Genomic DNA, 21,633 nt, shown 5'->3' on the forward strand with positions numbered 1-21,633 from the left:
CCACGGGCTTGGTGTCCCAAAGGTGCGACGGTCTTCCATCCGCCACCGCAACTGGCATTACAGCGCCAAATGCGGAAGAAGGGAAGTTACAAAGGTGGCCCGCAGGGCCGGATGAGGGGAGCCCAACACATAGAGCTTGCCGTACCGCCCCCTCATCGTCTCGCTTCGCTCGACACTTCTCCCCGCTGGGGAGAAGAGGGAGATTGCCGCTCTTTCACAGGCACAAATCCATATTGCGTCCGCGATGGTCTTCCCTGCCCGCCCCCGCTTCTGTACAAGCAGACCATGATCTCTAGCGACACCATGAGCCCGGCCGAACTTGCCGCCCTTCTGCATTTTCATGCGGAAGCCGGGGTCGAATGGCTGCTGGAAGACGAGCCGGTCGATCGCTTCGCGGAATTTGCTGAGGCGAGGGCAGCACGCGGCAATGGTGTGTCGCAAGCCATGCAACGGACGCATGTCTCGGAGCGTGGCGATGCACCCAATGCGCCGATCGATCGCGAAAACGCCGGTCGGACCGCCAACAAGCCGCAGGCGGCACCGGCAGTCGTCCCGCAAATGGCCATTCCCGACGAGCAGGCCATCGCCGAAGCGCGGTTTGCGGCCGGGTCTGCCCGCTCGCTTGCGGAACTCAAAAGCGCCATGGAGGCATTTTCCGGCTGCAACCTGAGAAACAGCGCCCGCAACATGGTGTTTGCCGACGGCAATCCTACATCCGGCATCCTGGTGATCGGCCCGGTGCCGAATGGGGACGACGACCGCGAGGGGGTTCCGTTTTCGGGCAAGCAGGGCCAGATGCTGGAGCGCATGCTGGGCGCCATCGGGCTCGACCGGACATCGGTGCTCCTGACCAATGTCATTCCCTGGCGGCCGCCCGGAAACCGCCCGCCCTCGCCGCGCGAAACCGATATCTGCCGTCCATTCATCGAGCGTCAGATTGCGTTGGCCGAGCCGCGCCACCTGCTGATCCTCGGCAATTTCGCCGCCCGTTTCTTTTTCGGCGGCAGCGAGATGATCCATCACATGCGCGGCGAATGGCGCGACATTCAGGTGGGCGATGCAACGGTACCGGCTCTTGCCACGCTGCATCCGCAAGACCTGACCTCGGCACCGGCCAGCAAGCGTCTGGCCTGGCAGGATCTCCTGGCGTTTCGGGCCCGGATTCGTGGTTAAGAGCGCCTGAATGCGGCGCCTGCCTGATTTATGAACAAACGATGAAAAAAGCCATGCGGATTGTGCATACCAGCAACGCGAACGCGTCCATTGCGGAATCGATGTTGCAGTGCAATATAAGACAACGGGGGGACTGAATAAGGAATTGAGCCATGACGACCCGTTTTCGCCCTCTGCATTCGAGCTTTGAAACGCTCCGCCACGCCGGCTCCGCGCTCCGCACGCCCTTCAACAGCTTCGGCTCGGCTGCCAACGAACAGATGACCGCTGCAGGCTACGGCCACAAGACACGCCCCGCCCAGATCTTTGCGGAATTCGTCCAGCGTTGATTTTCAAGGTCCGCGCAACCGCGCGCCTCCGCCTGAACACCAGGTCAAGATGAAAGGTATCCGATCATGACAGCACATATCCGCTCGCTCCGGGTCCTCTTTGCCGATATCGGCACCGCCGTCCGCGCCTCCGGCGAATTTAGCCGTCTGAGCAAGGAAGCTCCGGCCACCAATGCCGACCGTCATGCGGTCAGCGGGTTCCTGCCGAAGTAACCGCCGGCTTTCTGGCCGCCCTGCGACCACATCCCTCTTCTGCGCCAAGCCTTGTCGCAATCGACAGCGTCAGCAAAACTGGATAGAGCGACACTCGTTCTTTGATTCCAACAGCGGCGTTTCGGGCACCGGTTTTCAAGCGCGCAATCCGCTCCAACATTTTCAGCGTTTCTCCTGAGGCTTGTGCGTCACAGCCAACGGAAAGAACCGCGTCCGGAGCCTTCATGCTGGTCAGCCTCAGATCCGTGTTCAGCCTGATGCTTTCGACGCTTTTGATGATGGTCGGGTTCGGGCTGGCGAGCTATGTGCTGCCGGTGCGCTCGGTGGCCGAGGGCTGGTCGACGCTGACCATTTCGCTGATCGCCACCGGCTATACGCTGGGTTTCACGATCTCCTGCATCATCACCCCGAAATTCGTGCTGCGGGTCGGCCATGTGCGGGTGTTTACCGCCTTGATCACGCTGCTCAGCATCGCCATCCTGATGTGCGGACTGGTGGTCGACTGGCGGGCATGGATCTTCTTTCGGGCCATTTCCGGCTTTGCGATTTCGGGCAGCTATCTGGTCATCGAGAGCTGGTTGAACGAACAGGTCACCAACGAAAACCGCGGCATGCTGTTTTCGCTCTATCTGATCACCACCATGGTCGGCACGATCGGCGGGCAATATCTGGTGCCGCTTGGCGATCCGACCAATTCGTCGCTGTTCATTCTGTGCGGCGTGCTGTTTTCGCTGGCGCTTTTGCCGACGGCGCTGTCGTCGTCGGCAATGCCCGCCCCGCCGGCCCAGGCCAATTTCGACGTGCCGGGGCTCTATCGACGCTCGCCCGTTGCCGTCGTCGGCGCATTTCTCGCCGGTGCCATGTCGGGCGCCTGGCTCAATCTCGGCGGCGTCTTCACCCAGAAGATCGGCCTTTCCACAGCGGAAGGGGCAACGCTGCTGGCGGCCCTTCTGGCTGGCAGCGCCATTTCGCAAATCCCGATCGGGCGGACCTCCGACCGGATCGACCGGCGCATCGTCATGGTCGGCTGCGGCATCGTCGGTGTCGTCTCCTGCCTGACTATGGTCGCCTTTGTCGGCTCCAGCCCGCTGGTACTCTATGTCATCGCCGCCTTCGTCGGCTCGGTCTTGTTTCCGATCTATGCGCTGAATGTCGCCCACGCCAACGATCTTGCAAGGCCCAACGAATATGTCGAGGTTTCCTCCGGCATGATGATCACCTATGGCATCGGCACGATTTCCGGCCCGCTGATGGTCGGCCCCGTCATGGATCGCTTCGGACCGCCGTCGCTATTCGTGATTCTGGCCGTCTATTTCGCGCTCTACGCCGCCTATGCCGCCTGGCGCATCGCCCAGCGCGGCCATACGGATGGGCTGGTGTCCAAGACCGATTTTCAGGCCAATACCGTGCCGACGCCGGGGACGGAGGCCGTCAACGCCATGAACCAGGCGGTGCGGCCGGCCGATCTCATCGAAGACGACACCGCCCCACCAGCGACATCCTGACCATTCAGGCAATGGCTCAGCCCTGCGGGGTAATGTGCTTGCGCGCACCCCGGCGCTCAAGACCGAGCTGATGTTCCCGGAATATGATGAAGATGCCGGCGCCGACAACGATCGCCGTGCCGATCAGCATGACGCCGGTCGGCACCTCGTCGAACAGGAAATAGCCGATCAGCAGCCCGAGCAGGATCGACGTATATTCGAACGGTGCGATCGTCGACATATCGGCATAGCGGTAGCTCTGCGTCAGGAGGATCTGCGCGACGCCGCCGCAAAAACCCGCCCCCATCAACAGCAGAAAGGAATTCATCGGCAGCGGCTCCCAGCCGAACGGCAGCGAAAGCAGTGAGAAGCACGCCGCCGAGAGCGAGAAATAGAGCACGATCGTATGCGTCTTTTCCTTGGCGATCAGCTTGCGCACCAGCACCATGGCGACGGCGCCGAGGGCCGCCGACAGCAGCACGGCCAGTGCGCCCAGCGCCTCCTGCGAGCCAAACCCGCCATCGCGCAACAGCGTCACCCGTGGCCAGGTGATGATCATCACCCCAACCAGCCCGATCAACACTGCCGACCAGCGATAGATCCGCACCGTTTCCTTCAAGAAGACCGCCGCAAAGACGACGGCGAGCAACGGCATGGCATAACCGATCGCGATCGCTTCGGGCAGCGGCAGGTGCACCAGACCGTAGAATCCGAAACTCATGGCCAGAATGCCGATGAAGCCGCGTGCCAGATGGCCGAAAATATCCTTGGTGTGGAAGGCGGTGCGCAGATGGCCCTTGAAGGCGAGATAGCCGAGGATCGGCACCATGGCGAAGGCCGAGCGGTAGAAGGTGATCTGGCCAGTGGCAATCTCAGTGCCTGCCGCCTTGATCAGAGTCGCCATGCAGACGAAAACCAGGACGGACATGACCTTGAGGGTAATGCCCTTCATCGGGTGGGGGAACTCGGAATCCATTGCGGGTCGTACTCATCGGACGAGGGCAGCGGGCCGGGAATCATCGGAAACGACAGGCTGCGGGAAAAGTAGGCGGCCGGAGAATCCGCCGCCGGGACCCTGTCACCTTAACGCGCGACAATCGAAAGAGGGATCAATTTTCGTGATGAGTGGCGGAAATATTTGATGCACCTGCCCCTCGTGCTTCTCCCAGGCCGAAACAGCCAGATGGCCACCGGGCAAGCAATCTGGAGGGCGAAAATCGCAGCCTTGAGATAAACGCTGACAACCGGCTGTAAAATTACGTAACCTGTGCCAAAAATACACGACTGATTTAAATATTGTTAGGGCGAATTTCGTAAGTCTCTCAACAAGCAAAGAACGGGACAGGTCAGGCATGCCGGAAATCGGCATGTACCAGCGAAAAAGAACCACCTTGCGACAACACCGGAAGCTTCGCATCTTCAGCGCAGCCTCTTCACAGAGACCAAGCCTCACCACCAGCGTCGTGACGCAGCGGATGATGCAAGCGGGACAAACAATGCGGACAGATACGGGCGAGATCATTCATCTGGAAGACTACCGGCCGACGGATTTCGTTCTTGAGAGGGTGGACCTCACCTTCGAACTGGATCCGACCGAAACCAAGGTCGAAGCCCGGCTGATCTTCCACCGGCGTGAGGGGGTAAACGCGGATGCGCCGCTGACCCTTGATGGCGACGATCTGAAGATGACCGGCCTGCTGCTCGACCAGGAAGAAATTCCGGCGCTCAACTACGATGCAGCCGAACACACGCTGACGATCCGCGACTTGCCGGCAACGGCGCCTTTCGAAGTAACGATCACCACAGAGATCAATCCCGAGGCCAACACCACGCTGATGGGCCTCTACCGCACCAGCAATGTCTATTGCACGCAGTGCGAGGCCGAAGGCTTCCGCCGCATCACCTATTTCCCGGATCGCCCGGATGTGCTTGCTGTCTATACGGTCAACATCATCGCCGACAAGGCGACTGCACCGCTGCTGCTCTCCAACGGCAACTATCTCGGCGGCGCCGGCATGGGCGACGGCCGGCATTTTGCCGCCTGGTACGATCCGCATCCGAAGCCGAGCTATCTCTTCGCACTGGTCGCTGGCGATCTCGGTGTCGTCGAAGATACGTTCACCACCCTGTCCGGCCGCGAAGTCACGCTGAAAATCTATGTCGAGCACGGCAAGGAGCCCCGCGCCGCCTATGCCATGGATGCGCTGAAGCGCTCGATGCAGTGGGACGAGGAACGGTTCGGCCGCGAATACGATCTGGATATTTTCATGATCGTCGCCGTGTCCGATTTCAACATGGGCGCCATGGAGAACAAGGGGCTGAACGTCTTCAACGACAAGTATGTTCTGGCCGACCCGGAAACTGCGACCGATGCCGACTATGCCAATATCGAGGCGATCATCGCGCATGAATATTTCCACAACTGGACCGGCAACCGCATCACCTGCCGCGACTGGTTCCAGCTCTGCCTCAAGGAAGGCCTGACGGTCTACCGCGATCACGAATTCTCGGCCGACCAGCGCTCGCGCACCGTCAAGCGTATCGCCGAAGTCCGGCACCTGAAAGCCGAACAGTTTCCGGAGGATGCCGGCCCGCTGGCGCATCCGGTCCGTCCGACAAAATTCCGCGAGATCAACAACTTCTATACGACGACCGTCTATGAAAAGGGCTCCGAGGTTACCCGGATGATCGCCACCCTGCTCGGTGCCGACCTCTTCAAGCAGGGCATGGATCTCTATTTCGACCGCCATGACGGACAGGCCGTGACGATCGAGGATTTCGTCGCCTGCTTCGCCGAAGTCAGCAAGCGCGACTTCACCCAGTTTTCGCTCTGGTATCACCAGGCGGGCACGCCGCTGGTCAGTGCCTCGACGGCCTATGACGCCGCCAAGCAGACATTGGCGCTGTCGCTTGAGCAGATGGTGCCGCCGACGCCCGGCCAGAGCGCCAAGGAGCCGATGTATATTCCGCTGCGCATCGGCCTTCTGCTGGAGGACGGTTCGGAAGCCACGGTCACCGCCGTCACCGGTGCGGAAATGACCGGCGACGTGCTGCATCTCGTCGAGCGCACCCAGACTGTGGTTTTCAACGGCATCACCTCGCGCCCGGTCCTGTCCTTGAACCGCGGCTTCTCGACGCCGATCAACCTGCATTTCGAGCAGACGGCTGCCGATCGTGCGCACATCGCCAAGCATGAGAGCGACCTGTTTGCCCGCTGGCAGGCGCTCAACGATCTCGCCTTGCCCAACCTGGTCGCCGCTGCCGCCAGCGCCAAGGCTGGCGAACCCGTGCAATGCGACGCGTCCCTGATCGACGCCCTGCTCGCAGCCGCCGCCGACGGCGATCTTGAGCCCGCGTTCAGAGCCCAGGCCCTGGCATTGCCGAGCGAAGCCGATATCGCCCGCGAAATCGGTGGGAATAATGATCCGGATGCGATCCATGCAGGCCGCCAGCTGATCATGGCGGCGATTGCCAGAGCCGGCCAGGCCATTTTCGAGACACTGGCCGACGAGATGGTCGTCTCGGGTCCGTTCAGCCCCGACGCTGCAAGTGCCGGACGCCGGGCACTGCGCAACACCGCCCTCTCCTATCTCGTCTATGCGGAAAACGAGCCGGCCCGGGCCGTGGCTGCGTTCAAATCCGCCAACAACATGACCGATCTCAGCCAGGCCCTGACGATCCTTGCACACCGGTTTCCGGATGCCGCCGAAACCATCGAGGCCCTTGCCGCGTTCAAGACCCGTTTTGCCGCCAATGCCCTGGTGATCGACAAGTGGTTCACCATCCAGGCGACCATTCCGGGGGCGGAAGCGCTTGCCCGGGTCACCGCCTTGATGGCCGATCCGCTGTTCAACGGTTCCAACCCGAACCGGGTGCGCGCGCTTGTCGGCACATTCGCCTTTTCGAACCCGACCGGATTCAACCGCGCCGATGGCGAAGGTTACCGGTTCCTGGCGCGCCAGATTCTCGACATCGATCCCCGCAATCCGCAGCTGGCTGCACGTATCCTCACTTCGATGCGGTCATGGCGCTCGCTGGAAGCCGGCCGGGCCGAACAGGCCCGCAGCGCATTGCGCGAAATCGCCGCAGCACCGAAGCTATCTGCCGATGTCAGCGACATCGTCGAGCGCATGCTTAAGGGATAGAAAAAATCAACCGGAATCGACCCAAAACCCCGCAGCTGCGGGGTTTTTTTGTTTCTGTGAAAGGAAGACGCCAAAAGTGCAATTTTCCCATGACGATAAATGGTTAACGAAGTTTTACTTTTCCCTCTGGACAAGGCGAATCACAATTGATTCATTGGGGTAGGTTCGGGCGAGCGGCGCACCGAATCACATGAGGGTTTTCAGATTTGACCAAGATGGCGGAAGCGCAGCGGGGACGCGCAGCCGGTGAGCGGTTGCGTCCCAGATTTCCTGGCTTTTCGAGGCTGGAGCGGGACGTTATCCAGCACGCACGGATTTTTACCGAGCCGGCAGTGCGCCGTCTCGCGGGTGCCGAGCCGTTGCTCAAGCGCTCGATCCCGATCCTCATCACCGCGTTTCTTCTCGTCGTCGCCATTTCCCGCATCAGCGGCATCATGGTCGAATATGCGCGCATGGAGGCAAGCGCGCGCCAGGTCACCGTCCTTGCCGCAGCGACCGCCAGTGCGGCACTTCAGGAAAACGGCGTGGCTCTGTTCGACAAGGCGCAGAAATGGGATGTCGAGCAGCGGCTGAACGCCGTCCTCTCGCCGGACATGCTCGAATCGGGCGCCTTTGTTCTGACCGTGCGCAATGACGGCCGGATTTTCGCAAGCTCTCCAGACGGTGCCGTCTATACGGGCCGCACGCTCAACGGCGTGGCACCGGAAGTTGCAGCCTTCCAGTATTTCGGCGAACGCTCGACCGTGATGAAGACCTTCATCGGCGGTACGGAACACATTGTCGCGTTGATGCAGGTACCGGGCGGGGCGGGAATGCTGCTCGTCGCCACGCCTCTGTCCGGCATCCAAAAACTCTGGCGGGACGAGGTGTCGCTGAACGTCACCTTGTTCGCCGGGATCTCGGCGATCCTGCTGATCGTGCTTTATGCCTATTACATCCAGGCCAAACGTGCCCGTGACGCCGACCAGATTTTCGCGGAATCCAACCTGCGCGTCGAAACCGCCTTGTCGCGGGGACGCTGCGGTCTTTGGGATTTCGACATGCCGAACCGCCGGCTTTTCTGGTCGCGCTCGATGTACGAGATGCTTGGCATGCCGCCGCAGAGCAATGTGCTGTCCTTCGGCGACGCCGCACGGCTGATGCACCCGGATGACGGCAGCATCTACAAGGTCGCCCGCACCATCGCCAAAGGCGACGCCCGCCAGATCGATCAGATCTTCCGGATGCGCCATGCCGATGGCCACTATGTCTGGATGAGGGCGCGTGCGCAGGTCATCCGCACTGCTTCAGGCCGTGTGCACCTGATCGGCATCGCCATGGATGTCACCGAGCAGCACCGCCTCGCCCAGCGTTATGCCGAAGCCGACCAGCGGTTGGCCGACGCCATCGAATGTACGTCCGAGGCCTTTGTGCTCTGGGACAAGAACGACCGGCTGGTGATGTGCAACACCCACTATCAGCAGGCCTACAAGCTGCCCGACCGGGTTCTGGTCGCCGGCACGGAGCGTTCGGTGGTCAACTCTGCCGCCGCCCGCCCGATCATCGAACGGCGCATTGCCGACCCCGACCGATCCAATCAGTCGCAGACTTCAGAGGTACAGCTGTCGGACCAGCGATGGCTGCAGATCAACGACAGGCGCACCCGCGACGGCGGCCTGGTATCCGTCGGTACCGACATCACACTTTTGAAGCGGCACCAGGTGCGACTGCGCGAATCCGAGCGCCGCCTGATGGCAACCATTGGCGACCTGTCAACCTCGCGCATCACACTGGAGCGCCAGAAGGCCGAACTCTCGGTGGCCAATGCCAATTACCAGGCCGAAAAAGAGCGTGCGGAAGCCGCCAACCGGGCCAAGTCGGAATTCCTTGCCAACATGTCACATGAATTGCGCACCCCGCTGAATGCCATTCTCGGCTTCTCGGAAATCCTGCAGAACCAGATGTTCGGGCCGCTCGGCTCGGAAAAATACGACGAATATTCTCACGATATCCACGACAGCGGCAAACATCTGCTCAACGTCATCAACGACATTCTCGACATGTCGAAGATCGAGGCAGGCCAGATGAAGCTCAACCGGGAAACCATCGATCTCGCGCCGCTGATCATGGAAACCCTGCGCTTCACAACCATCCCCGCACAACAGAAGAACATCTGCGTCGATCAGCAGATCTCGTCCGGCTTGACGATCACTGCCGATCGCCGCGCCATGAAGCAGGTCCTGCTCAACCTGTTGTCGAACGCTGTCAAGTTCACCAACGAGGGCGGCAAGATTTCGCTGCGGGCCCGCAAGGTCGCCGGTGCGGTGACGCTGACCATCGCCGATACCGGCATCGGCATTCCCCGCCTTGCCCTGGAAAAGATCGGCCAGCCTTTCGAGCAGGTCCAGAGCCAGTATGCCAAGAGCAAGGGCGGCTCCGGCCTTGGTCTTGCGATTTCCAGATCTCTGACCAACCTGCATGGCGGCGCCATGAGAATCCACTCGCAGGAAAATGTCGGCACGATCATTTCGCTGCGCATACCCGATACGTCGCCACGCACAGTTTAGGGGCCGAGGCCAATCTGACCAACGCCCAATACCCCGGTCAGGATTTGACGGTCGCTTGAAATATCCGGCGTACAGCCTTCGACAGGCGCCGGATATCAGCCTCCAGCACCTTGATATCCGGCGCATCCCCTGCCCGGCATAAGAGCTCGACCAGTCCGGCCGGCGCGTCCTTCAACTCCAGATCCCCCTCGATGCACAATCGCACGATCTGGGAGAGGTCAGTGAACAGCGTCAGCGCCTCCTGTACGGTATCGAGGTCGGCCGGGGCAATCAGAGCCGGTCCAAGCAGCCGCAGGACATCAGCCGTCGAGGTGCCGCCCGGTGGAGCGGCGATACCGCGGGCCGGTGCGATCAGGGCAAGATATTGCGCAATGAATTCGATATCGACCAGCCCGCCGGGAATAAGCTTGAAATCCCAGACATCGCTCGGTGGCTTCTCCTTGTCGATCAACCCCCGCATCTCGGCGACATCGGCCGTGACCTTTGCAACATCGCGGCTCTGGCCAAGCACTTCGCGGAAAATCATATCGACTTCTGCAATCAGGCTTTCCTCACCGCAAAGAGCACGGGCGCGCGTCAGCGCCATATGCTCCCAGGTCCAGGCTTCCTCGCGCTGGTATTTTGCAAAGGCATTGATCCGGGTGGCGACAGGCCCCTTGTTGCCGGAGGGGCGCAACCGCATGTCGACCTCGTAGAGCACGCCTTCAGCCGTTGGCGCCGAAAGGGCTGCGATCAACCGCTGCGTGACACGGGTGAAATAGCGGATGGAATCGAGCGGCTTTGCGCCATCGGATTCGCTTCCCTCATCATCATGGTCGTAGAGCAGGATGATATCGACATCGGACCCGGCAGTCAGTTCATGGCTGCCCAGCTTGCCCATGCCGATAACCGCGACCCGCCCGCCCGGGAATTTGCCATGCGCCGCCTCGACCTCGTGCAGCACCGCATCCAAAGCGGCGGTCAGGATCAGGTCGGCCAGATCGGTAAAGGCGTGTCCCGCCTGTACCCCGGTGATGACGCCGGTCAGCAGCCGGATTCCGATCAGGAACCGCTGCTCGGAAGCGGTAATCCGCAGCCGGTCGAGAATGTCCTCATAGTGCCGGGCCGTGGCCAGAAAGCCTTTGATCCGCTCCGCCAGATAGTCTCGTGTCGGCAGTTCGGCGAGAAGCCGGGGATCGAGCATGCCATCGAACACATGCGGCTTGCTGGCAATGATATCGGCAAGCCGTGGCGCGGATGACATGATGTTGACGATCAGCGACAGCAGTCCGGGATTATTGCCGAGCAGCGAGAACAGCTGGATGCCGGACGGCAGACCCGCGATGAAGTGGTCGAAGCGTAGTAAGGCCTCGTCGGCGCGCTTGTTCTGGCCGAACACGCGCAGCAGTTCCGGCGTCAGTTCCGTCAGGCGCTCGCGCGCTTCCACCGACTGCGTCGCCCGATAGCGGCCATAGTGCCAGGTCCGGATGGTGCGGGAAATGTCCTGCGGCCGCTCGAACCCGAGCTTCCTTAGTGTCTCCAGGGTATCCGGGTCATCTCCCTGCCCGGTAAAAACCAGATTTCCGGTCTCGCTGGAGAGTTTTGCTTCCTGCTCGAACAGCTGGGCATACCGCCGTTCCACGGTCTTCAGCACGCGCGACAATTCCAACGAAAACGCAGGCACATCGGCAAAGCCCATCATGTAGGCGATGCGTTTCAGTTCAGCGTCGGTCGTGGGCAGAACATGCGTCTGCTCATCGCGCACCATCTGCACCCGGTGTTCGACATCGCGCAGGAACCAGTAGGCGGAAATCAGTTCTTCGGCTGTTTCCGTGTCGATCCAGTTGGCCCGTGCCAGGCCGTGGAGCATGGGCTCGGTGGCACGCAACCGCAGCTCCTGCATCCGTCCGCCGGCGATCAACTGTTGCGTCTGGACGAAAAATTCGATCTCGCGGATACCGCCCCGGCCAAGCTTAATATTGTGGCCTTTGACCGCGATCTCGCCGTGCCCCTTATGGGCATGGATCTGCCGCTTGATCGAATGGATATCGGCAATCGCCGCATAGTCCAGATACTTACGGAACATGAAGGGGGTGAGTTCCCGCAGGAAGGCTTCGCCAGCCTTGATATCGCCTGCGACCGGCCGCGCCTTGATGAACGCCGCCCTCTCCCAGTTCTGACCGCGGCTTTCGTAATAGAGCATCGCCGCCTCGACCGGGATGGCAAGCGGCGTCGCACCGGGATCGGGGCGCAGCCGCAGGTCGGTGCGGAAGACATAACCGTCACCGCTGCGCTCCTGCAGGATGCGGATCAGGCGGCGCAGCAGCCGGGCAAAGGTTTCCGGCGCGTCGTCCGGGACCGTGATCAGCGGCGCGTGCGGCTCGTAGAACACCACCAGATCGATATCGGAGGAGTAATTCAGCTCGAACGCGCCGAGCTTGCCCATGCCGAGAACGACGACGCCCGACTGGTCGCTCGGATGCGCGACATCGACGACATTCAGCTTGCCTGTGTCATGCGCGCTCAACAACAGATGGTCGATGGCGGCGGACACCGCTGCACCGGCGAAATCGCTCAACCACCGCGTCGTCTCACGCGCATCGAAAAGCCGGGAGAGATCGGCAAGCGCAATCGCAAAGGCGATATCGCGCTTGGCCTGCCGCAGGCGCGTCATGATCTCGGCATCGGTGAGCGGCTTGCCGGCGTCAGCGCTTTTCCATGCGTCACGGGCGCTCTCGACGCAGGCTTGCAGATAGGGGATCAGCGGGCGGCCAAGCACCTGAACGAGGACCTGCGGATGGGAAACAGCCGTGTCGCGCAGATAGGGCGAGAGCGACAATGCCGCAACGACAAAATTTTTGAGCGGCGTCTCGCCGGCCAGCAGATCGGCGATATCCGGCTGGCTTTTTGCGATATCCTTGAGGCTGGAGAGTACGGACTTGGCGTCCGTCTGGCTCATCGGCCGCAGCGTGCATGTGCCGATATCCGATAACCGCCGCGTATCCGTTTGCATATTGGTCTCTCCCAGCCGCTCCCGATTTCGGCTGCCCTATGCCTATCAGCCGGAGCGGAGCGGGAAAACCATGCTGGCGGTCAAACCACGATTGTTTTCAACGTCGGGAACCGTATCGCTCAGTTCGAGAGACCCCTGGTGCATTTCCATCACCGCTTCGACCAGCGACAGGCCAAGCCCTGTTCCCGGCTTGCTGCGGCTTTCGTCCAGCCGCACGAAACGCTCCACCACGTCCTCGCGCTTATTGGCGGGCACGCCGGGTCCATGATCCGCCACGGACAGGACGATCGATCCATCCCGCATGGAGAGGCTGACCTTGATCAGCGGATTTGCGGCGCCGTCGGAGTATTTGATGGCATTGTCGATCAGATTGCCAAGTGCCTGCCCGATCAGTTCCCGGTTGCCGGAAACATGGATATCGGCAGGCACGTCGGCCTCCAGTTTCAATGCCTGTTCGTCTGCCACCGGCTCATAGAGCTCGACGCAGTCGGCCACACTTTGCGAAAGATTGACATCGCTCATCTCCGCAGCCGCAGCCCCGGCTTCGACACGGGAGATCATCAAAAGCGCATTGAACGTCCGGATCAGCTGGTCGGATTCGCCGATGATCTCTTCCAGCGAGGCGCGATAGCCGGAATTGGTCGCCTTGTGCGCCAGAGCCGCCTCTGCCTTGTTGCGCAGCCGTGTCAGCGGCGTTTTCAAGTCGTGGGCAATGTTGTCGGAGACCTGCCGCAAGCCCTCGTTCAGTTTTTCGATCCGTCCAAGCATGGCATTGAGCGATTCCGACAGCCGGTCGAATTCGTCGCCGGAGCCGCTCATCGGCAATCGCTGCGAGAGGTCGCCGGCCATGATCCGCGTGCTGGCGTCCGACATCCGGTCGATCCGCTTCAGCGCGTTGCGGCCGATGGCAAACCAGATGATCAGCGCGCCAATGCCCATGATGCCAAGCGCCACCATAAGCGCCTGCCGCACCAATACCCGAAACTTCTCGGGCTCCTGCAGATCGCGGCCGACGAGAATGCGCAGGCCGTTGTCGAGCACCAGCACGTGCGCCAGTGCAACATGCCCTTCCTTGCGGCTTTCGTCGGTATAACGCTGATAGCGGAACGATTCGCCTGTCCAGCCCTCCTTGTCCAGAAGGCCGGGCTGCAACGAGGCGACATTGCCTGCGAGAATTTCGCCGGTCGGCCCGGCAATGACGTAGAGATTGGCGCCCGGCTGACGCGCGCGGCGCTCAAGCGTTTTCAGAAGGCTGTTGACCCCTCCACGGCTATAAATCTGCTCGATCTGCGCTACTTCCGCCGTCACCGCGTCCCTCGTCTGCTGCTCCAGCAGCCGTTGCGACATGGCGGTGACGTAGAACACCAGAAAGGCGGCACAGAGCGAGAAGAGCAGGAGATAAAGCGCCGACAGGCGAACGGCGGTGGTGCGGAAGAGGACACTCAGCCTGTTCATGCGTCGGTGCGTCCGTCTTCCTTGATCATGTAACCGGCACCACGCACGGTGCGCAACAACGGCTGATCGAAATCCTTTTCGATCTTGGCGCGCAGCCGCGACACATGCACGTCGATGACATTGGTCTGCGGATCGAAATGGTAATCCCAGACATTTTCCAGAAGCATGGTGCGCGTCACCACCTGCCCCGCGTTCTTCATCAGATATTCGAGCAGCCGGAATTCGCGTGGCTGCAGCAAGAGCTCGCGGCCTTGCCGGCGCACGGTGTGCGACAACCGGTCCAGCTCCAGATCGCCGACACGGTAGACCATGTCCTGCTCGGGAGCGCCCTTGCGGCGGCCAAGTACCTCGACACGGGCCAAAAGCTCATTGAAGGCGTAGGGTTTGGGCAAGTAATCGTCGCCGCCTGCACGCAATCCGGTGACCCGGTCATCGACCTGCCCGAGCGCGGAAAGGATAAGCACTGGCGTGTGGATACCCTTGCGGCGCAGTTCCGAGATCACCGAAAGCCCGTCGCGGCGCGGCAGCATGCGGTCGATGACCAGCACGTCATAGCTGTTCTCGCTGGCCATGAACAAGCCGCTCTCACCGTCGCTGGCATGGTCGGAGACGATACCAGCCTCGCGAAAGGCCTTTGCCAGATAGGCGGCCGCTTCGAGGTCATCTTCGATAATCAGAATCTTCATACGCGTGACCATAGTCCCTGACCCGTCTCTTCCACAACCGGTTTGCCCATGGGAAATCATACTTGCCTGCCCGGTTGCGCAGGTAGCCGTGCCCTGAAACGCCAGACGCCGCGAAACCTGGATAAAGGTCCGCGGCGTCCGGCAGCTGGAGCTGCGTCAGCCCTCGTCAGCCCTGGCTGATGGGCAGCGCCACGAAGCGGCTGGCATTGTCGGCCTCGATCTGGAACAGCGCCTTGGTGCGGCCGTCCTTCTTGGCAGCCTCGATCACCTTGAGGATGTCGTCAGCCGACTTGACCTCCTGGTTGTTGACCGAGACGATCTTCTGGCCTTCCTTCAGGCCGCGATCGCTGGCGTCGGAGTCCGGATCGACCGCAGAGATCGTCACGCCCTTGCCGTCTTCGGACGGCGTCACGGTAACACCGAGATCAGCCAGTGCCTTTTCGCTCGCCGGCTGCTGTTCTTCCTGCTGCTGCTGCTCGGTACCGGCAGAAGCATCCTTGGTATCGGCCGGCAGTGTCCCGACTTCGAGCTTGACGCTCTCTGCCTTGCCATCACGCCACAAGGCGACATCGACGCTGGTGCCCGGGCGCATCAGGGCGATCTTGCGGGCCAGCTCGCGCGGACCCTTGATGGTATCGCCATTGACGGCGGTGATCACATCACCCTTCTTGATACCGGCCTTTTCGCCAGGAGAACCGGCCTGCGGCTCGACGACGAGTGCGCCGCTTGCTTCGGCAAGACCGAGCGATTCAGCCACATCCTTATCGACCGGCTGGATTTGCACGCCAAGCCAGCCACGGGACACTTCGCCATCCTTCATCAGATCGGTGACGACGTCCTTGGCAACGGATGCCGGAATGGCGAAGGCGATGCCGACATTGCCGCCCGATGGCGAGAAGATTGCGGTGTTGATGCCGACCACTTCGCCATTGAGATTGAATGTCGGACCACCCGAGTTGCCACGGTTCACCGCCGCGTCAACCTGCAGGTAGTCGTCATAGGGGCCGGAGCCGATATCGCGGCCGCGTGCCGAAATGATGCCGGCGGTCACAGTACCACCGAGGCCGAAGGGGTTGCCGACAGCAACGACCCAATCGCCAACCCGGACCTTGCTGTCATCGGCAAAGCCGACATAGGCAAACTTGCGCTTGTCATCGACCTTCAGCACGGCAAGGTCGGTACGGCTGTCCTTACCGATCAGCTTGGCGTCCAGTTCCGTGCCGTCGTTGAGAATGACGGTAAAGGCGGAACCGTCGGAGACAACGTGATTGTTGGTAACGAGGTAGCCGTCTTCGGAGATGAAGAAGCCTGACCCCTGCGAGGTCGGACGCAGGCGGCCCGGCTTGCCGTCGCGCGGTCCATGGTCGCGCTCGGCGCGCTTATCGCCGTTCGGGCCACCGAATTCCTTGAAGAAGCGCTTCAACGGGTGATCGTCGGGGAGTTCATCCAGCCCGCGGCCGCCGAAATCGAAGCTGAAGCCGTTGCCGCTAGCAGCATCATCGGAAACAGGATTGGCGCGCGACTGAACGCGCACGGATACCACCGCCGGAGAAACCGCATCGACGACATCAGCAAAACTCGGAACCTGCGGCGCCTCGATCTTGACGGCGGCGGCAAAGGACTGGGTGATGGCAGCGGGGATACCGGTCGACAGCATGACGGCCGCCAAACCAGCAACGGTCGTTGTCTTCAAGACGGTCCTGAGGGAGGGACGCAGTGCGTTTGTTTGAAACATCTGGTTTGCCTTTTCTCTTCATTTGCATTTGGCTGACTGGAGGAACAGCCGATGAAGAAAAAATAGACGAACGCACCTTACTGACTTGTGTCCGGAAAATGAACTTTTGGTAATGTTGGGTCAGTAGTCGGTAGTCGGTAGTCGGTAGTCGGTAGTCGGTAGTCGGTAGAGAACGGCTCTTCAATCGCCAGAACTCTGCAACGACTCCCTACTCACTTTTGTTCAACACAGCATCCAGCCGCGCCTGCTCGTCCACAGACAGTGCCGTTCCCGTCACCTTGCCGGTCCTGCGCCTGGCAGCGACAAGCATGGCTGCAGTCCCGGCCAGAAGCAGCACCACCGGCGCGCCCCACAGCAGCAGCGTCTTTGTCTCTAAACGGGGATTGAGCAGCACGAACTCGCCGTAGCGCGAAACGACATAGGCAATGACGGCTTCGTCGCTATCGCCATTGGTGATCCGCTCGCGCACCAGAAGCCGCAGATCCTTGGCAAGCTCGGCATTCGAATCGTCAATCGACTGGTTCTGACAGACCATGCAGCGCAATTGCGCCGACAGTCCGCGTGCCCGTGCTTCCAGCGCCGGATCGGCCAGCACCTCGTCGGGATTAACGGCAAAGGCCGGCCACGCCGAGAACATCAGGAAAGCGATGACGAGCAACCGGCGGATCATTGCGCGGGCTCCAGAACCGGTTTCTTCTGTTTCTTGGCTCGCGCCGGGGCACCGACCCTCAAACGTCTGTCACTGAGCGAAACGGCACCGCCAGCCATCATGAACACCGTGCCCAGCCAGATGCAGAGGATCATCGGCTTCCACCAGATCCTGACGACGACACCGCCATCCTTGATGTCATCTCCGAGCGAAACATAGAGCTGGCTCACCCCGAAGGTCCGGATACCCGCCTCGGTGGTCGGCATCTGCCGCGCCGTATAGAACCGCTTCGACGACCAGACCTCGGCCACTTCGATCCCGGCCTGGCTGATGGTGAAATGCCCGGACTCTTCGCTATAGTTCGGCCCGTTGCCGTTGCGCAGACCGTCGAAGCGCAGCGTGTAACCGCCAGCCTCCGTGGTCATGCCCGGCTTCATCTCGACGATATGCTCGGTTTCGAACGCCGTGACTGCAACAATGCCGATCAGCGTCACGCCAAGCCCGATATGGGCGAGCGCCGTGCCGAAAACCGATCGCGGCAGACCGGACACACGGCGCAGCGCAACGGCTCCCGTTACCTTGCCAAGCCCGGAACGCAAGAAAAGCTCCGTCAGCGAACCGGCGATCATATAGGCGCCAAGCGCGATACCGAACAGCGCCATGATCGGGCCGCCATTCTGCGCGTAGTAGATGACACTGCCGGCAACCAGACCGAACGCCACAGCTGCAAACAGGCGTTGCCCGGCGCCGAGCAGATCGCCGCGCTTCCAGGCGAGTAGCGGGCCGAACGGCACGGCCAGCATCAGCGGCAGCATCAGCAGTCCGAACGTCATGTTGAAGAAGGGCGGACCGACGGAGATTTTCGCACCGGTCACCGCTTCCAGCGCCAGCGGATAGAGCGTGCCGATCAAAACGGTCGCGGCCGCCGTCGTCAGGATCAGATTGTTGAGGACCAGCGCGCCCTCGCGCGAAATCGGCGCGAACAGACCGCCCGCCTTCAGATGTGCCGCCCTGAAGGCAAACAGCGACAGCGCGCCGCCGATGAAGAGGATGAGGATCATCAGGATGAAGACGCCGCGCGTCGGGTCGGTGGCAAAAGCGTGAACCGAGGTGAGAACGCCGGAGCGGACGAGGAAGGTCCCGAGCAGCGACATCGAGAATGTCATGATTGCCAGAAGCACGGTCCAGATTTTTAGCGCCTCGCGCTTTTCCATCACCAGCGCCGAATGCAGCAGCGCGGTACCGGCCAGCCACGGAATGAAGGATGCGTTTTCGACCGGATCCCAAAACCACCAGCCGCCCCAGCCGAGTTCGTAATAGGCCCAGTAGGAGCCCATCGAAATGCCGGCCGTCAGACAGGTCCAGGCGGCCAGCGTCCAGGGCCGCACCCAGCGCGCCCAGGCCGCATCGATGCGGCCTTCGATCAGCGCGGCGATGGCAAACGAGAAACAGACCGAAAAGCCGACATAGCCGAGGTAGAGCAGCGGCGGATGGATGGCGAGCCCAATGTCCTGCAGCACCGGATTGAGGTCCTTTCCCTCGCCCGGCGCATTCAGCAGCCGGTTGAAGGGATTGGACGTCAAAAGAATGAACAGCGAAAACGACGCCGCGATCCAGGCCTGGACGGCCAGCACATTGGCTTTCAGGGTTTCCGGCAGATTGTCCCCGAACACCGCGACGAGTGCGGAGAAAAACGTCAGGATCAGCACCCACAGCAGCATCGAGCCTTCGTGATTGCCCCAGACGCCGGAAAACTTGTAGATCAGCGGGATCTGCGAATGCGAATTCTCCCAGACATTCTGAACGGAGAAATCGGAGGTGACATGCGCGTAGGTGAGAACCCCGAACGACAGAGCCATCAGCAGGAACGTGGCCTTGGCAGCAACCGTGCCGATCTCCATCAGTGCATGGTCGTTGCGCAGCGCGCCGATAATCGGCAGAACGGCCTGCAACAGCGACGTGGCAAGCGCCAGAACCAGGGCATAGTGACCAAGCTCGATGATCATTGGATGTTTTCCTTGTCGCCGAGATTGACGCCCTGCGCCTTCAACCGGTCCGCCACGTCCTTGGGCATATAGGTCTCGTCATGCTTGGCAAGCACGGTATCGGCAACGAAAACCGGGCTTCCCGCCTTGAAACTGCCTTCGGCGACAACGCCTTGGCCCTCGCGGAACAGGTCCGGCAGAATGCCGGTATAGGTCACCGGCACCTTGTCCAGCGTGTCGGTGACGCTGAAGGTGATGGTCATGCCCTCGCCGCGCTTGAGCGAGCCATTCTCGACCAGACCGCCAAGCCGGATGCGGGTTCCTGGAGCAAGATCCGCCTTGGCGAGATCGCCGGGCACATAGAAATAGGCAATCGCCTGGCTGAACGCGACCATCACCAGCAGTACCGCCGCAGCAATGAAGCTGACGCCGCCGCCAATGATCACAAGACGCTTCTGTTTGCGGGTCATTCCACGCCTCCGTCCGCCTTCAGCCCAAGCTCGCCCGCCAGCGCCAGCAATTGCTTGCCTTCGCTGCCATCCGCCGGAAAGGCGGCAAGCCCCTGCTTCAGGGCATCGGCTGCCTTGTCCTTCAGGCCGAGCACGGAATAGGAGCGGATGATCCGCATCCAGCCCTCGAAATTCCTCGGATCCGTCTTCAGCTTTTCCGCGAGGCTGCCGACCATGCCCTCGATCATCGCTGTGCGATCGCCAGCGGTCATGTCCTTGGCCGCCGCGATATCGTCACCGGTCGGATTGCCCAGCCGTGTCCCAGCCTGCTGCGCTGCTGCCGGGGTATCGCCCTTGAGACCGGCGATATGCTCGTTGACCAGCGGCAGCCATGGCGCGCCGGCCGGCGATGTGCTGACGATCTGCTCGAAGGCTGCAAGCGCCTCCGGCACCTTGCCTTCCTGCTTCAGGGCAAGCGCCAGGTAGAATTGCGCACGCGGATCGCCAGGTTCGATCGCCAAGAGTTTCTGCAGCGCGTCCCGTGCTTCGTTCGTCACCAGCCCGCCGGACAGCGCGATCAGGCTTTCGGCATAGCCGCCCAGCCGCATAGGGGTTGGCCCGAGTATGCGCAGCGCGTTGCGGAAGGCCACGGCGGCCTCTTCGACCCTGCCGCTGCGATAATAGATCGGCGCCAACACGTCCCATCCGGCACCGTCCTCAGGATTGGCGACCAGTTGCCGTTCGGCCCGTGCGATCAGGATGTTCATATCGTCGCCGGGATTGGCGAGGCGCGCGGCCAGCGGCGCATCCGGTACATCCGGATTTCCGGTCCGCAAGTACAGACAGAGCCCGACTGTGGGCAGAATGAGGACGACGGCCAGCTGCGCCAGCCGGTTACCGCGCCTCAACGGCCGAACAGGTGCGGCAGCTTTCACCGCATCGGTCGCGGCCAGCAGGCGGCGGGCGACCTCGGCGCGCGCGAAATTCGCGTCATCGCCGGAAATCAGACCATTGTTCTCGTCGCGCTTCAGCTCTTCCAGCTGATCGCGATAGACCTCAACATCATGGGATTGGGGGGCCTCGGCGGTTGCGGCGGCGCGCAGCAGCGGAAGCAGCAGAACGGCGGCAACGGCCGCCGTCAGGGTGGCAACTAGGATCCAGAACAGCATGTGCGCTCAATTACTATGCGAAGCCTGCCATTCCAATCGGAAAACCGGAGATGACGGAAATTTGAGGCGTTTCGCCGCAACTGTGCTGATGCGGCGATCAGCCCAGCGGCGTCCACGTGCCGTCGGCGTTGCGGCAGGCGGCGCCGCGGGCGACACTGTCCTGCCCCTTGACCGTCACCGTATGGCTGTATTGGCGGCAGTTCTGCGAGCCGACCTGATAGGGTGCCGCTGCAACCACCGAGCCACTGATGCCGGACCCCTGCCAGACCACCGGCTGTCCGCCGCGCGATCCTTCCAGGGCACGGTATTCGGCTTCCAGCGCCCGCTGACGGTCGGCCTTGCTGATCGAAAGTCCCGCTTGACGCCCGATCACGCCACCGCCGAGTGCCGCAATATAGGAAGCCGATGTGTTCGAGGTGATGCCACCGCCGATTTTACCGGCGTCGCGCGACGCCGTACCGCAGCCAGCGATCAGCAGCGACGAGGCTATCAGGCACGCGGCCGGAGAAGCGGAAAGAAGGGTCGGGAAACGGGCCTGGTTTTTCATTGTGTCGGACAGCTCTTACGGTTTCCTGTGCATCGGCAGATCATGGTTCGGCTTCAGGCCGATTCATGGCTCACTA

The 21,633-nt window shown here is 61.5% G+C and carries 16 protein-coding genes; 6 read left to right on the forward strand and 10 right to left on the reverse strand.

Going from position 1 to position 21,633, the window contains the following annotated elements; genetic code table 11:
• Positions 1–285: 285 nt before the first annotated feature.
• The 4 genes from ACP7BS_RS28770 (at position 286) to ACP7BS_RS28785 (ending at position 3,220) form a co-directional block, all read left to right on the forward strand.
• Complete coding sequence (locus tag ACP7BS_RS28770) at positions 286–1,173, forward strand: uracil-DNA glycosylase (RefSeq protein WP_426240830.1); 888 nt, start codon at positions 286–288, stop codon at positions 1,171–1,173.
• Between the two features lie 152 nt (positions 1,174–1,325).
• On the forward strand, positions 1,326–1,502 hold the full coding sequence (locus tag ACP7BS_RS28775) for a hypothetical protein (protein WP_113549007.1): 177 nt from the start codon (positions 1,326–1,328) through the stop codon (positions 1,500–1,502).
• Positions 1,503–1,568: 66 nt separating this feature from the next.
• Positions 1,569–1,715 (forward strand): hypothetical protein, encoded by a 147-nt coding sequence (locus tag ACP7BS_RS28780; protein WP_426240831.1) that lies wholly within the window; start codon positions 1,569–1,571, stop codon positions 1,713–1,715.
• 224 nt (positions 1,716–1,939) lie between these two features.
• Positions 1,940–3,220, forward strand: coding sequence for an MFS transporter (locus ACP7BS_RS28785; protein WP_426240832.1), 1,281 nt, complete (start codon positions 1,940–1,942; stop codon positions 3,218–3,220).
• A gap of 16 nt (positions 3,221–3,236) precedes the next feature.
• Here the strand turns inward: ACP7BS_RS28785 and ACP7BS_RS28790 are convergent, their stop codons facing one another.
• On the reverse strand, positions 3,237–4,175 hold the full coding sequence (locus ACP7BS_RS28790) for a DMT family transporter (protein WP_426240833.1): 939 nt from the start codon (positions 4,173–4,175) through the stop codon (positions 3,237–3,239).
• 520 nt (positions 4,176–4,695) lie between these two features.
• Here ACP7BS_RS28790 and pepN point away from each other — a divergent pair.
• Together pepN and ACP7BS_RS28800 are read left to right on the forward strand one after the other, a co-directional pair.
• Positions 4,696–7,344: an aminopeptidase N gene (pepN, locus tag ACP7BS_RS28795; protein WP_426240834.1), complete on the forward strand. Its 2,649-nt coding sequence runs from the start codon at positions 4,696–4,698 to the stop codon at positions 7,342–7,344.
• A 206-nt stretch (positions 7,345–7,550) separates the two neighbouring features.
• Complete coding sequence (locus tag ACP7BS_RS28800) at positions 7,551–9,890, forward strand: PAS domain-containing sensor histidine kinase (RefSeq protein WP_426240835.1); 2,340 nt, start codon at positions 7,551–7,553, stop codon at positions 9,888–9,890.
• Between the two features lie 37 nt (positions 9,891–9,927).
• Here the strand turns inward: ACP7BS_RS28800 and ACP7BS_RS28805 are convergent, their stop codons facing one another.
• From ACP7BS_RS28805 to ACP7BS_RS28845, 9 genes are all read right to left on the reverse strand, one after another.
• Positions 9,928–12,882, reverse strand: a complete 2,955-nt coding sequence (locus tag ACP7BS_RS28805) for a bifunctional [glutamine synthetase] adenylyltransferase/[glutamine synthetase]-adenylyl-L-tyrosine phosphorylase (protein ID WP_426240836.1) — start codon at positions 12,880–12,882, stop codon at positions 9,928–9,930.
• Positions 12,883–12,927: 45 nt separating this feature from the next.
• Positions 12,928–14,337 carry a sensor histidine kinase gene (locus ACP7BS_RS28810; RefSeq protein WP_426240837.1) on the reverse strand — a complete coding sequence of 470 codons (1,410 nt, stop codon included), beginning with the start codon at positions 14,335–14,337 and terminating at the stop codon, positions 12,928–12,930.
• The gene (locus ACP7BS_RS28815; protein WP_060640009.1) at positions 14,334–15,035 is read right to left on the reverse strand and encodes a response regulator transcription factor; all 702 of its coding nucleotides are present in this window, start codon (positions 15,033–15,035) and stop codon (positions 14,334–14,336) included. Before ACP7BS_RS28815 ends, ACP7BS_RS28810 begins: the two co-directional genes overlap by 4 nt.
• Before the next feature lie 154 nt (positions 15,036–15,189).
• Complete coding sequence (locus tag ACP7BS_RS28820; protein ID WP_426240838.1) at positions 15,190–16,758, reverse strand: Do family serine endopeptidase; 1,569 nt, start codon at positions 16,756–16,758, stop codon at positions 15,190–15,192.
• Between the two features lie 208 nt (positions 16,759–16,966).
• Entirely contained in the window at positions 16,967–17,428 is a 462-nt protein-coding gene (locus ACP7BS_RS28825) for a cytochrome c-type biogenesis protein (protein WP_426240839.1), read from the reverse strand.
• Complete coding sequence (locus tag ACP7BS_RS28830; protein WP_426240840.1) at positions 17,425–19,413, reverse strand: heme lyase CcmF/NrfE family subunit; 1,989 nt, start codon at positions 19,411–19,413, stop codon at positions 17,425–17,427. The genes ACP7BS_RS28825 and ACP7BS_RS28830 overlap by 4 nt, the downstream gene beginning before the upstream one ends.
• Positions 19,410–19,862 carry a cytochrome c maturation protein CcmE gene (gene ccmE, locus ACP7BS_RS28835; RefSeq protein ID WP_426240841.1) on the reverse strand — a complete coding sequence of 151 codons (453 nt, stop codon included), beginning with the start codon at positions 19,860–19,862 and terminating at the stop codon, positions 19,410–19,412. Before ccmE ends, ACP7BS_RS28830 begins: the two co-directional genes overlap by 4 nt.
• Complete coding sequence (ccmI, locus tag ACP7BS_RS28840) at positions 19,859–21,010, reverse strand: c-type cytochrome biogenesis protein CcmI (RefSeq protein ID WP_426240842.1); 1,152 nt, start codon at positions 21,008–21,010, stop codon at positions 19,859–19,861. The genes ccmE and ccmI overlap by 4 nt, the downstream gene beginning before the upstream one ends.
• A gap of 97 nt (positions 21,011–21,107) precedes the next feature.
• Positions 21,108–21,557, reverse strand: coding sequence for a hypothetical protein (locus ACP7BS_RS28845; protein WP_426240843.1), 450 nt, complete (start codon positions 21,555–21,557; stop codon positions 21,108–21,110).
• Between the last annotated feature and the right edge of the window lie 76 nt (positions 21,558–21,633).

It is taken from the genome of Pararhizobium sp. DWP1-1-3, assembly GCF_049896125.1.
GTDB lineage: Bacteria > Pseudomonadota > Alphaproteobacteria > Rhizobiales > Rhizobiaceae > Pararhizobium.